At 71.0% G+C, this 12,560-nt stretch carries 9 protein-coding genes; 2 read left to right on the top strand and 7 right to left on the bottom strand.

Annotated features, from left to right (window positions below; genetic code table 11):
- Window positions 1-83: 83 nt before the first annotated feature.
- From AB0F98_RS13160 to AB0F98_RS13130, 7 genes are all read right to left on the bottom strand, one after another.
- The gene (locus tag AB0F98_RS13160) at window positions 84-2,585 is read right to left on the bottom strand and encodes a DUF87 domain-containing protein (RefSeq protein ID WP_357733576.1); all 2,502 of its coding nucleotides are present in this window, start codon (window positions 2,583-2,585) and stop codon (window positions 84-86) included.
- Window positions 2,586-2,617: 32 nt separating this feature from the next.
- Window positions 2,618-4,351 carry a DUF87 domain-containing protein gene (locus AB0F98_RS13155; protein WP_357733573.1) on the bottom strand — a complete coding sequence of 578 codons (1,734 nt, stop codon included), beginning with the start codon at window positions 4,349-4,351 and terminating at the stop codon, window positions 2,618-2,620.
- 50 nt (window positions 4,352-4,401) lie between these two features.
- Entirely contained in the window at window positions 4,402-5,370 is a 969-nt protein-coding gene (locus AB0F98_RS13150; RefSeq protein ID WP_357733452.1) for a PrgI family protein, read from the bottom strand.
- The gene (locus AB0F98_RS13145) at window positions 5,367-6,287 is read right to left on the bottom strand and encodes a conjugal transfer protein TrbL family protein (RefSeq protein WP_357733449.1); all 921 of its coding nucleotides are present in this window, start codon (window positions 6,285-6,287) and stop codon (window positions 5,367-5,369) included. The genes AB0F98_RS13150 and AB0F98_RS13145 overlap by 4 nt, the downstream gene beginning before the upstream one ends.
- Window positions 6,287-6,673: a pilin gene (locus AB0F98_RS13140; protein WP_357733446.1), complete on the bottom strand. Its 387-nt coding sequence runs from the start codon at window positions 6,671-6,673 to the stop codon at window positions 6,287-6,289. Before AB0F98_RS13140 ends, AB0F98_RS13145 begins: the two co-directional genes overlap by 1 nt.
- 418 nt (window positions 6,674-7,091) lie before the next feature.
- Window positions 7,092-8,090: an ATP-dependent DNA ligase gene (locus tag AB0F98_RS13135; protein WP_357733443.1), complete on the bottom strand. Its 999-nt coding sequence runs from the start codon at window positions 8,088-8,090 to the stop codon at window positions 7,092-7,094.
- A 342-nt stretch (window positions 8,091-8,432) separates the two neighbouring features.
- Window positions 8,433-9,302, bottom strand: a complete 870-nt coding sequence (locus AB0F98_RS13130; protein ID WP_357733440.1) for a hypothetical protein — start codon at window positions 9,300-9,302, stop codon at window positions 8,433-8,435.
- Between the two features lie 1,169 nt (window positions 9,303-10,471).
- Between AB0F98_RS13130 and AB0F98_RS13125 the strand changes: the two genes are divergently transcribed.
- Both AB0F98_RS13125 and AB0F98_RS13120 read left to right on the top strand, forming a co-directional pair.
- Entirely contained in the window at window positions 10,472-11,359 is an 888-nt protein-coding gene (locus tag AB0F98_RS13125) for a hypothetical protein (RefSeq protein ID WP_357733437.1), read from the top strand.
- Complete coding sequence (locus AB0F98_RS13120) at window positions 11,343-12,365, top strand: DNA methyltransferase (RefSeq protein ID WP_357733434.1); 1,023 nt, start codon at window positions 11,343-11,345, stop codon at window positions 12,363-12,365. The genes AB0F98_RS13125 and AB0F98_RS13120 overlap by 17 nt, the downstream gene beginning before the upstream one ends.
- The last annotated feature ends 195 nt before the right edge of the window (window positions 12,366-12,560 follow it).

Genomic DNA, 12,560 nt, shown 5'->3' with positions numbered 1-12,560 from the left:
AAACCGGCCGAAATCGCGGCTCAATAGAGATCACCACTACCCATCCTGATGCTCCTACGGAGGTCAACAGGTGAGGGCAGACGTCACGGGGTGCGGGCCCCGCGGCGAGCCTGATCGGTGTCGTGAGGGACGCCCGCGCGGCGGCTGTCGTTCTTCTTCGGCTCAGCGAGCCGCTCGACGAGGGCGTCGATGGCGCTCGCCTGCTGCGGCTCGACCCTTTTCGCGGCGGCTTGTCGGATGGCGGTGGCCGCGCCGACCACAGGCTTCGGGGGGCGGGTGCGCATGGTGAACGCCGGCGTCTGCCGTCCGTCGGCGACCAGGCGGGTCGCGGCGGTGTAGGCGTCGAGGTGGGTCAGGTCGTGCTCGTCGAGTTCCGGCAGGGTGTGCCGGGCCAGGACGCGGGCGTCCTCGGGGGCGCACGAGAAGTAGACCTTGTTACGGGCATTCGCCGACGCGGCGGCGAGGAGATCCTTGGGGAACTGGGCGAGGTCCTGGTGGGACAGGACGAGCGACAGCCGGTACTTGCGGGCCTCGGCGAGCATCGTGTCCAGGCTGTTGGCGAGGGTGAGGAAATTCTGCGCCTCGTCGATGATCAGCGTGGCGTCGCGTCGCCGGTCGGGGGAGACGCGGGCGCGGGCGGTGGCGGCCTGCCACACCTGCGCCAGGATCAGCGACCCCAGCAGCTTGCTGGTGTCCTCCCCAAGTTGACCTTTCGGGATGCGCACGAGCAGCGCCCCGCCGTCGAGGATCTTGCCCATGTCGAAGCTCGACTGGGGGTAGCGCATGGTGCGTTTGACGAAGTCGCGCAGCAGGAACGCGCGTAGGCGGGCGAGGACGGGGCCGATGACCTGGGACCGCAGGGCGGGGTTGAGCTCGTCGTACCACTGCCAGAAGCCCCGCAGCCCGGCCGGGTCGTCCAGGTCGGCGGTCATCTCGGCGCGGACCTGCTTGTTGTTAAGCAGGGGCGGGATGTGCTGCAGGGTGACGTTGGCGTGCCGCAGCAGGGTGAGGCACGCGACGCGCATGACGTCGTCCATGCGCGGTCCCCACGCCTTGGCGAAGATGTTCCCGAAGATCGACACCAGGTTGTCGACCACGAGGTCCGGGTCATCGCCAGCGAGGGGATTGATCGTCGGCGGGTTGGGCTGGTCGGGGTCGAACAGCACCACCCGGTCCGCGACCGAGGCGGGAAGCCGGTCAAGAATGTCCAGAACCAGATCGCCGTGCGGGTCGATGACGACCGTGCCGCGGCCGGCCCTGATGTCATCGACGGCCATGTTGACCAACAGCGTCGTCTTGCCGCTGCCGGTCGACCCGATCACATGCAGGTGATACCTCGAGTCCGGCACGGACAGGGCCACGCCGTGCCCGCCGACCTGCGCGTCACCGAGGACCTTCGCCCCGCGCCCGCCAGCCGAGACGGCGACCGGCGCCGGCATGGACTTGGCGCGGGCCCGGTCCAAGCCCGGCACGGCCAGGTCGCGGGGCAGCGCGGCGAGCGCCGCCAACTCCGGGGTGCAGGTGAGGAACCCGGCGCCGAGGCGCCGCCGCACGAGCACCCCGGCGGGGTGGGGCATGCGGGCCCGGCGGGTAAGCCGGTTGCGTCCGGAGTACACCGCGAACGCGAAGGCGAGGGTGTCGGCGATGCCCCGCAACCGGGGACGCTGATCGGTGTGGCTGCGCCGGGTGTCTTTCGCGACGGCGTAGCGCACGGCGGTTTCCCACAGCGGGTGAGAGGTCTTGTCGAGGATGGCCCGCACATCGCGCTCCACGCCGGGGTCGCGGCGGCCTGTCTGCCCGTGTCGCGCCCCGGTGTGAGCGGGCCGGCCGGGAAGGAACGCCTCGATGAGCCACAGCAGCGGCGCGGCCGGGTTGATCGCCGGGAGGGCGGTTTTGCCGTCGCGCAGCCGTGTCGCGGCACGGCGAGCACGCTGCACGCGCCGCACGGCGGCGGGGCGGGCGAGAACCTGCACACACGCGTGCTCGTCGGCACGCAGGCTCGAACCGGCGGCCATCAGAGCGCGCAGCGGATCATTGTCATGGTCGGTGGCCAGAGGCAGCCATTCGGCGGCATAGGGCAGCAGGTGCCCACCCACCGCCGTCGCATCGAGGGGCATCGGCGGGCCGGGGCTGTCGTCGATAGTGCAGGCGGCGCCGGGCCAGGCGCCGCGCACGGCGGCCTCGACGGCACCGCGCGGAACGCTGCCGGGCACCCACACGCTGATCAGCAGCCGCCGGCCGGTCCACCTGTACTGCCACACGACGTGCGGCGTGCCGTAGAGCAGCCTGCGTCGGCGTGATGGGGTGAGCGTGCCGTGCAGGTTGGCCCACAACGCCCCGGCGCTGCGCGGGTCGACCTCGGGTGGCGGGGCAATCGTGACCAGCCGCGCCCGGTCGGCGTGGTGGCGGTGTCGCCACCCGGCGAGGAGGTTACGGCCGGCGACGTAGGCGAGCAGTACGGCCGCGGCGACGGCGAGCAACCAGGGCCGCTGCACCGTCCATGCGGCGATGTCGAGTACCCACCGAGCCGCTCCAGTCGGCGGTGCGACGCCCACAATCGGCCCGCTCGGCGCAGGTGTGGGCATGGGGACGGGGGTGAGGTGAGCGGCGGTGGGGATCACAGGTCCTCCTCGTCGTCGAGGTGTGCCAGGTCGCTCGGGCGGGTCGTGCACAGCTGGTGTTCGGCGGCGGAGGCGATCGCCTCGAAGCTGGTCCGGCTGGTGCCTGAAATCAGAAGTCCGGTTCCCACGCGGGCGGCCAGGAGCAGGCGGCGCTCGCCGGCGGTGAGGCCGAACGCGTTGCCAATCGGGTCGATGGCCTGCGGTGCCTGTTTGAGCAGCACCTGGGTGGCGGCGTTGGCGACGACGGCCTGCCCGAGGTCGCTGCCGAGCACGTCGGCGACGTCTTGGGTGATCACGGCCAGTCCGGCGTGGCGTTTGCGGGCGGCCTTGGACATGCGGAACAGGAACCGGGCGCCCTCGCCGTCGCGCATCAGCAGCCACGCCTCATCCACCACCACGAGCCGCCGCACGTCTGACCGGCCGGGGGTGTCGACCTGCCGCCAGATCGCGTCCAACGCGAGGAGGATGCCGACGGTGCGCAGCTCCTCGGGCAGATGCCGCAGCGACCACACCACAAGATGCCCGTCGGGGCGGCTGGTGGTCGGCCCGTCGAACAGGTGCGAGAACGAGCCGTGCACCCACGGCGCGAGGCGGGCGGCGAGCTGTCGCGCGGCCGGTTCCTCGTCGGCGTGTAAGCAGGCTTCGAGGTCGCGCAGCAACGGGGCGGGCCGGTGGTGGGTGGCCGGATCCGCGGTGATGCCGGCATGCCGGTAGGCGGTGAGGATCGCCCGGTCCAGCGCGGCGCGCTCCGCCGGTGGCGGCTGCTCGCCGAGCAGCACCGCGATGAGGGTGTGCGCGAACAACCCTCGTCGGGTGAGGACGTCGGGTCGACTGTCCCCGGCGGGCAGGTCCAGCGGGTTGACCTTCACCCCGGGCATGCCGAGGCGCACTACGGTGCCGCCGACCGCGTCGGCAAGCCGGAGGTATTCGTCTTCGGGGTCGATGACGGCGACCTGCACCCGCTGGTAGAGGTTGCGCAGGATCTCCAGCTTGACGAAGTACGACTTGCCGGCGCCGGAGCGTGCGAGGACGACGCTGTTGTGGTTCTCCTGGGCCCAGCGGTCCCACCACACGATGCCCTGAGAGTCGGGGTTGACGCCGTATAGGATCCCACCCTCGCTGGGCGGGTCGCCGGGCAGCGGTGCCGGCAGGTCCGCGCTGGCGAGGGGGAATGCTGCGGCGAGGGCGGCGGTGTCCATGGTGCGGCGCATCTGCAGACTGTCCGTTGCCAGCGGCAGGGTGGTGGTCCAGCCCGCGAGATGCCGCCATGTGGCCGGCTGCACCTCGATCAGTGTGGACGCGGCGGCGGCCTTCACCTGCGCGCACGCCTCGAGCAACTCGTCTTCGGTGCGGGCGTGCACGGTCAGGTACAAGCCGACACGGAACAGCTTCGCCGCGCCACGGGCGAGCCGGTCCGCGAGGTCGGCCGCGTCCTCCGCCGCTGCCTCCACCATCGGGTCGGCGAGCTTGCCCCGCTCGGCGTCGGCCCGCCGCGACGATTCGAAGCGGGCACGCTGGTCACGCAGCCGCGCCGCAGCGACCGGCGCGGCCAGCGGATCGATGTGCAGAGCGAGCTCGAGGCGGCCCGGCCACGACAGAAGCGGCTCGAGCCAGGCCGGGCCCACCTCGGCGGGGTAACCGGTCACCACGAGGGTGGCGGCGTAACCGTCACCGACGCGCAGGAAGCGGGGGGTGACCTCCACCGAAGCGGGGGCGACGGTGCCCGCCAGCCTCTGCGACTGGCGGTCTCGCCCGCCCGCGTGAAATCGGTTTCGTAGTTTCACGGCTGGTCGCTCCTTCGGGGCCGGTGACGCTGGTGGGGCGTGGCGGTGATGACGGTGTCCGGGGCGGCGAGTCCGCCGGGTCGGGGTGGCCGGTAGGGGTCGGCGGAGGCGGCGACCGCGGCGGTCACCGCCTTCCCGTCCAGCGTTCGGGTGGTGACACCGAGCCCGGACAGGACGCGGATCGCCTGGTCGGCGCGCCGCCGCGCGGCATGCTCACCGCGCTCGCCCGGGCTGGTGCGGGTGACGATGAGGACCTGCCGGCGCAGCGGATCCCGCCGCGTCGCGAGATCCTCGAGGAACCAGGCGTGGTCGGCCGCCGCGTCCGCCAAGGCCGGGTGTGGAAGGCCTTCCAAAGCCTGGGACAGGGTGCAGGCGGCCGAGTGCAGGTCCACCGGCTGCGCCGACACCACGATCTGCGTCGGGGTGGACAGGCTGTTGAGCCAGCGACCGAACGTGTCGATCAATGCCGCCTGCTCGTCGGCGGTACGCAGCGCGAGGTTGACGCTCGACGCGGCGACCATCGCGGCCCGCGCACCGCCCAGGCGGATCTCCCCACCGTCGTCGATCGCGTCGGCGGGGAGCGTCAACGGCGCCGGCACCATCACCCTGCTCTTCGGGGCCTGCACCCAGTCCGGCGTCCTTGACGTCGTGTCCGTCGTCGACAACGCGCGAGGTGCCCGCGCGTGCCGGACGGCGGCCAGCAGCCATACATCCAGCGGCAGCCCGTCGCGGCGGCCGACCGCGATCGCGAAGACCATGGCCCCGAGCACCACGGCGGCACCGACCAGCACGGACACCGGCACCAGCTGATGCAGGAAACGCCAGGCGCCGTAGAAGGCCAGTGCGGCGACGGCGAGGATCGCCAACTGCCGAAACGTCAGCCCGTAGGCGACCTTGTCCGGGGCGTCAACGTCAGCGGGCATCCGCGCCCGACCCGCCTCCGACCGGTCCGGGTGGGCGCTCATCGGCCCACCGCCCTCAACCCGCGGCCCAAACCAGGGACCGAGCGGGTGACCTGCTGCACGACGAGCACCCGCGCGGCCGCACCGATCATGTTGACCCCGCGGCCGCTGCCGCCAGCGGCTACATAGCGGCGCATCAGGGCCGGTACCCGGACCGTGGTCCAGAGCATGACCATGACGATGAACAGGTTGAGCACCCCACCGGGCTCGACCGGCAGACCGAGCACAGGCAGCAGGTGCTGCGGGTCGGTAAGCATCCAATGCCCGGCGTAGAGGGTGAAGCCCTGCACCACCGGCACCGCCAGCACCCCGGCGTAGGAGCGCCACCACAGGCGGGCGACCGGATCGGTCTGCGGCAAGGCGTGACAGGCCAACGCGAGCGGCGCGGCGGCGGTCAGAACGAGTACGACCGCGAAGCGGACGATCATGCTGAACGCCGTGGCCGCGAGCAGCACCGCGATGATCGCCACGCAGATCACGAACAGCAGCGCCGCCACCGTGTCCCGCCCGCCGCCGATGTGACTCCTGACCGTCTGCAAGGACCCATCGGCGTCCCCGCCGGGGGCGGTGAGCGCGCCGGTCATCGCGTTGGCCAGGTCGATGAGCGTGGCGCACCACAGTTGGGAGAAATGGGCGGCGACGAATCCGACGATCAGGCGAGGAAGCAGATCCTTGATCGTGTAGCGGGAATTCTCGCCGCCACCGACGGTCATGGTGAGAACGCCGGCGGCCACGAACGCGAGGACGAAGACGGTGTCCACGACGAGCACGGAACGGCCGGTCAAAGCCTGCACCTGCGGCAGGCCGGTGACGTTCGGAGTCACCAGCAGGGCACCGCTGATCACCCCGAACAGCGCGTCCAGGGTCGCGAGGATCGCCGTCGCCAGCCAGTCCAGGATCTGGTCGAACAGGAAACCCATCACGGGGCTCCGACGATGCCCTGCACGATCTGAAGCAGGACGGGCGCGAGAACCGCGAGGCCGTAGCCGACCAGGGCGTTACGCAGCGCGCCCTTGGCCCGCTCGACCTGCGCCGGGTCACCCCCGGCGGTGGCCCAGTACACACCGGCGAGGACGAGGAACAGGGTCGCGACCGCGGCGAGGATGCCGATCAGCCACAGCCGCAGATTGTTGATGACAACGGGTAGGGAGTTCGCCGCCAGCACCGGCGTGCCGGTGTCGGCGTACGCGGCGGCGGGCACGGACAGCAAGAGCAGCACGCCGCCGGCGACGGCGGCGACGCGCCCGGTTCGCTGGGCCGCACGAGAGCAGGGGAGGGCACGAAGACGTGCCGGGATGCGGAACATGAGCGGGTTCACCTCCGGCCCCGGCCGAGCGGCCGGGGCGGTTGTCGACGGTTAGGACGGGTGGACCGCCGCGTCAGGGGGCGCGGGCACGGACAGCACCACGAACACGACCGTCGCCGGGAGGAGCACGTCCTCCCTTGTCGGGTAGCGGTGTTCGATGAGGTGTCAGCGCACCAAACTGCGCGGCACCCGGAGACGTCCGGTTGCGTGAGGCGGTCCGAGAAAAGCCCGGCCCCCTGGCGGCGGGCGGAACCGCGGTGCCCGCCGTATCGCGGGCCGCTGGTTTCGCACTTTTAAAACCGCCGTTTGTGTGCTCTGGCGAACGCCTGTCGTTCTCACAGCCGCTCACACTTACTGGCAGATTTGCCGGCTAAGAGCGGCGTGGCGGTTCGGCAGGAGCGGCAGCATCGGTCGGCCGTCATGGCTCGCCGAAGTAGCCCTCTTCCTCACCGAGAAGCAGCGGCACGTCGTACGTCGACACGTCAGGCCTGGTCCGGAGGTACCTCACTCGGTGGCGCCACCGCTGGTGCTCGAACGCGACGTCAGCCTCGATCTCCACCACCACCGTCGGCTCCACCTGCACATACGGCAGCGGCTCTGGCCGGTCGAGCTGTCCCGACCACGACGCCGGTAGCGGCTGCGGCCACGGGTGCATCACAGCGCCACCTCGGCGCTGCAAGGGACGCAGCGGCGACAGCCTCCCGCCCAGCTCGGCTCGCTGCTCAGCACCCAAAGGGTGAGTGCGGCCCGTGTAACGGAGTCGACCCCGCCGGTCGTACCTGCCGAGCAGCAGCGTGTCGGGGCTACGGAGATTGCCTGTCACCCCGCCGACGATCGCCTCCGTCGTGATCTGCGTCCGGTACTTCCACCAGCCTCGCCGACCCGGCTCGTAGCGTCCGCCCAACCGCTTACTGACCACACCCTCGATCCCCGTGGCAACGGTCCAGTGGAGCAGCCAATCCGACACCTGCCGCATGTCGGTGGTCTGCGGGGTGAGGGTGAGCTGGGGCGGCGCGTCGACGAGCAGCCGTTCCAGCCGGGCCCGTCGCTGCGACAGCGGCGAGTCCAGGATCACCTCCCCACCGTCGGCCAGCAGGTCGAACAGCACGTAGTGGGCGGGACACTCGCGGGCTACGCGCAGCAGGCCACGGCCGGCGGTGACGCGGCGCTGCAACTGAGCGAAGTTCAGCCGACCCCGCTCCCACACGATCAACTCACCGTCGAGCACCACGCCAGCAGGCAAAGAACGGATCGCCCGAGTGACGTCCGGGAAGTAGGTGGTGAGGTTGCGGCCAGCGCGCGACTGGAGGTACACCCCGTCGTCCCCGCGGAAGGCGATCGCTCGCCAACCGTCCCATTTCGGCTCATGCGTGATGTCAGGCCCCTCAGGCACCTCGTCGACGGGCGCGGCGAGCATCGGCGTGAGCGGTCGCCCCAGCGCGCTGCTCCGCTCTGGCCTGGCACGCCATCCGGCCGGGCTCACCGCCGGTCCAAGCCGTGGACGACCCTCATCCTCACACCCCAGGTCATCGTGAAGGAGGGAACGCCGCTCAGGGGCGAAGATTAATCACATCGAATGCGGGCAGGGTCACGCCCGCGCCGTTCGGGCCAGCGCGCCACGACTACCGAATGAAGGACCGCGAAGTGTTCGTCGACGCCTACCGCGGGCGGGGGTCGGGGTCACCGGCCATTGACCTGGCGCGCCGCCCGCACCGGCAAGCCGGTGCGGACGCCGCGCGGATAGCTGAGGGCGATGGGCTCAGGCAGCGGCTCTCACCTGAGTCGTGCTGTCACGGGCGCGTCGGCGGCTCGCGGCGCGCAGGTTGGCCCGCCGTTCGGCCTCGGCGGCGAGGATCTCGACGGCCTGTGGGGACGCCACTCCGGTCAGCACGCCGGCGGCGAGGGCTTCGGCGATGCGGGTGTCGATCCGGGCCAGCCGCATCCGCAGGGCGTCGGAGGTGATGCCCAACCGGGCGGCGATCGGTTCGATCGCCCGGCGGCCCAACCGCACGTCGATGTAGGGCTGCTCATCGCCGGGGTCGAGGATCCCCAGCCGTACGGCACGGTTGACCAGTACGTCCGGATGCCCGTAGGGCACCTGCGGGATGCACGGCCCGGTGATGTGCTCCACGTCGTCCACCGGCGTGGCCTCGCCAGCCTGCTGGCGCAGCTTGTAGCCGGCACGCCACCCGGCTCGGCACAACGCCGCATACGGGGCGGGCCGAGTGAGGTCCACGTGGTCGCGCAGCGCCGCCAGGAAACCGGTCAAGATCTCCGCCTCGATGTCGTCGGGGTCGCTGCGGTAGCCGTCGCACAGCGGGCGGGTATAGCGACGCAGCGCCGGCATGGCCATGCCGACCGCCGCGATCACCCATTGCGGCCCGTCCAGGCGGGCACGTCGGATCACCTCGACCCACACCGCGTCGCGCGCCCGGAAGGCGTCGGTGTGCGCCAGCAGCCAGTCCCGCACCGCCGGCAGCGTCATCACGACCCCCGCCGGCAGGCCGACGTCCGGGCCGAACACGTCAAGGTCGATGGACAAGGGATCGGGATCGCTGGTCAACGCCGCGAATGCCGCGTCGGCGGCGTCCAGCGGGGAGTCCGGCCATGGCGTGAGGGACATGCCCATGAATGCCACTCCAATGTGATGCAGTGTCGCCGTCGACTCGGGCGACGTCTGTGCGGCATTCCGTCATGACTGACCCACAGAAGCTGACACCGCAGGTCACAGCGGTGATGCCAACATCGGATCAGTGGTCAGCCGACGCCCTCGCCCGCTACCGCACATCCGCTCCCGTCGTTGACACACGCGTCTGACCGCGCCGCTGAACAGCGCCGTGAGTGCCTGCCAACCCGCACCAGCCGGGCCGCACCGAAGGGACGCCGCCGGTCTCAGCGCCCCTCACCCTGCCCGTCGCACCACTCACCGCTACTCACAACGACTCACAGCCGGTCACACCGGGACCTCGCCCCCGATACGGGCGCTGACATACAAGGACGACGCTCGCGGCGTACTGCCGCTGGTACGTCGGTCGACTTCCTAATGCCCGTCGCCTGCGATGCCTTCGAGGCCATCAGGTTCTCTTCGACCACGACGGCACTGATGGCCGCAGCGGCATGACGCCTCACGCAGCGGGTGAAGCCGAGGACACGAAGGGGAACCTCGGCATGACCAGACCGAGTGTCACCGCGACAAGCATCAGCGAGGGATGTCGAAGGAATCGAATACGGCAAAGCCGCGCCGATCAACGCGCGGTGGCCGACAACGCGCCACAGCCGGCGAAGACATCGCAGGTTGTCACCGCGACAGCCTGACACTGATCACCGTCGTTGACATTTTGTCCGCCGATACCGCTGAGCAGGACCGGGACACCGCTGGTCGACGCACCAGACAACCCACCGCTGGCGCCAGACACGGCCGCGGACACGGCGTTGAGGGGCACGACGCCCACATTGATGCCACCGGCGTCAGATGGCACACGGTCAATCTGTCCAGCCAGTCACTGACGTCACAGGCGGCCACGCGCCGCACTACGGACGAAATGACAGCACACCAACAGGTGACGATGACATGACGTGACCCGCCGTCGGACCGCACAGTGGCATTCACCGGTGAGACAAGCCGATGGTTCGCGAGCCGACCCCGCCTCAACCGCCGACCGCCGTCGTGGTGGGGACCACCCCCGCCCGTACTGATCGCCGTGAGCCGCTGTGAGTCGGGCAGGCGTTCGCCAGAGCACACAAACACGGTTTTAGGGATGTCAGCGCACTGCATGCGCGGCGCGGAGCCGACATCACATGAGCGAGCACACGCCGCAGCACCACAACGCCCCTGCCCACCCCGCCAGCCCGCACGCGATCGACCCGACCCTGATCGACCAGGTCGCCGGCGACCCGCCGGTCCCGGTCACCGTGTGGCGCACCGCCCACAGCCCAGCCGACGCCGGCCGCAGCATCGGCACCCGCCTGGCCTACCGGCTCGTCGCCGCCTACACCCGCCCCGGCGCCGTCGTCGTCGACCTCACCACCGACCACGCCCTGACGACCACCTGCACCGCGGGCGGCCGCCGCCACCACCTCGCGTGGTTCACCGACGCGTCCAGCCTGATCATCGGCCCGGCCACCCCACCGTCACGCCCCGCCCCCACCGTCCTCAGCGAGGACGGTGGAGATGTGCCGGACATAAGCGCATGGTTCGGTGACGACCTCACCGACCCGCAGCTGCCCACCGAACCCACCGACTCCGCTCCCGGCCACACCAATCTCGCGGAAGCGACGAGCCTAGTCGTGGCCTGCTGGCCGCTGTACCGCGACGACGCCACCAACCGCATCCGGCTGGCGCGGCTGTTGACCGCGTGCGCCCGGCTGCTGCGCGCCGGCGGCTGCCTCGTCCTCGTCGTCACCGTCCCGACCGCGACGGCTGGCAGGCCGGAGGACCTCACCCCAGTGGCCACCGCCGCCGCCGCGGTTGGCCTGGGCTACCTGCAGCACATCGTCGCGGTCGCCGCCGACACCGACGGGGACGCGTTCGTCTACCACGTCACCGACGAGGAACTGCTCACCCTCACCCACCAGAACGACCCGCGCTGGGCGGCAGCGCACCTACGCGTGCACGCCGACCTCCTCGTCTTCTCACCCATGGCCTCACACGACGCACGCCGCGACGGGGGTGACCGCCGTGGCTGAGCACAACCCGCCCCCCACCGACCCGCACCGCCCGACGGAGGACACCGGGCACGACCACCAGCGCGACGACGGCCCACGCCGCGTCGACGAGCCGCACAGGCTGTCGGTGTGGGCGACCGCCCAACAGACCGGACCTGTACAGCGACGCGGCCGTTATGTGCCCGAGTCCGTCAAGCACCCCGCACGGATGCTCCCGGCGATCGCCGCCCACGCCGTACACGCCTACACCCAGCCCGGCGACCTCGTCCTCGATCCGATGTGCGGCATCGGCACCACCCTCGTCGAAGCCATCCACGCCGGCCGCGACGCCATCGGCGTCGAGTACGAGCCCCACTGGTCGAACATCGCCGACACGAACATCACCCACGCCCACACCCAGGGCGCCACCGGCCGGGCCTCCGTGGTCCGCGGCGACGCCACCCGACTGGCCTCCCTACTACCCGCGGCGCTGACCGGCCAGGTCGCCCTCGTGGTCACCTCACCGCCGTACGGGCCCACCGTGCACGGCCTCGTCCGCCCCGGCGAGCACGGAGTGGCGAAGTTCGACAACGCCTACAACGACGGCACCGACCGCGGAAACCTCGCCTACCGCGACCTCACCGGCCTCGCCGACGGGTTCGAACAGATCTTGCGCGGCTGCGCCGCTCTGCTGCGCCCCGGCGGCACCATCGTGGTCACGGCACGCCCGTGGCGCAAGAACGGACAGCTTGTCGACCTGCCGTCCGCGGTCATCGCCGCCGGCGTCCGCGCCGGCCTGACGCCGACCGAGCGGTGCGTCGCCCTCCTCGCCGCAGTCCGCGGCGGGCACCTCGTCGCCCGCCCGTCGTTCTTTCAACTCCAGGCCGTGCGCAAGGCCCGCACCGCCGGCACCCCACTGCACCTGATCACCCACGAGGACGTCCTGATCTTCCGCCACCCCGGGAGCTCATCGACTTGCGGACAACTCGGCGGCGACCTGGGCGTGCCTGTCCAGTCGTCGTGCTCGGACCCGGTGGAGGGAGGTTGAATTCCCATCCCACCGCGGCGCGCATCGGATCACTGTGCACCGGATACGGCGGCCTCGACCTGGCCGTCGAGCTGGTGCTCGGCGGCTGGCTCGGGTCGCCTCATGTCGGTACCACGCCAACCACTCGGCCCCGTTAGCCTTACGAAGAAAGACGTCCGTGGCGTTTCAGGGGTATTCGGAAGGATGGGGCAAGGT

It is taken from the genome of Micromonospora sp. NPDC023737 (genome assembly GCF_040639715.1).
Lineage (GTDB): Bacteria > Actinomycetota > Actinomycetes > Mycobacteriales > Micromonosporaceae > Micromonospora.
Note: the sequence above shows the minus strand (reverse complement) of the source record. Positions and strands in the feature narration are given on the sequence as shown.

Coding starts and splice junctions, on each gene's coding strand:
- AB0F98_RS13130 (WP_357733440.1), bottom strand. CDS start 9,302: ATGGGCATGTCCCTCACGCCATGGCCGGACTCCCCGCTGGACGCCGCC.
- AB0F98_RS13135 (WP_357733443.1), bottom strand. CDS start 8,090: ATGCTCGCCGCGCCCGTCGACGAGGTGCCTGAGGGGCCTGACATCACG.
- AB0F98_RS13145 (WP_357733449.1), bottom strand. CDS start 6,287: ATGGGTTTCCTGTTCGACCAGATCCTGGACTGGCTGGCGACGGCGATC.
- AB0F98_RS13125 (WP_357733437.1), top strand. CDS start 10,472: ATGAGCGAGCACACGCCGCAGCACCACAACGCCCCTGCCCACCCCGCC.
- AB0F98_RS13140 (WP_357733446.1), bottom strand. CDS start 6,673: ATGTTCCGCATCCCGGCACGTCTTCGTGCCCTCCCCTGCTCTCGTGCG.
- AB0F98_RS13160 (WP_357733576.1), bottom strand. CDS start 2,585: ATGCCCACACCTGCGCCGAGCGGGCCGATTGTGGGCGTCGCACCGCCG.
- AB0F98_RS13150 (WP_357733452.1), bottom strand. CDS start 5,370: ATGAGCGCCCACCCGGACCGGTCGGAGGCGGGTCGGGCGCGGATGCCC.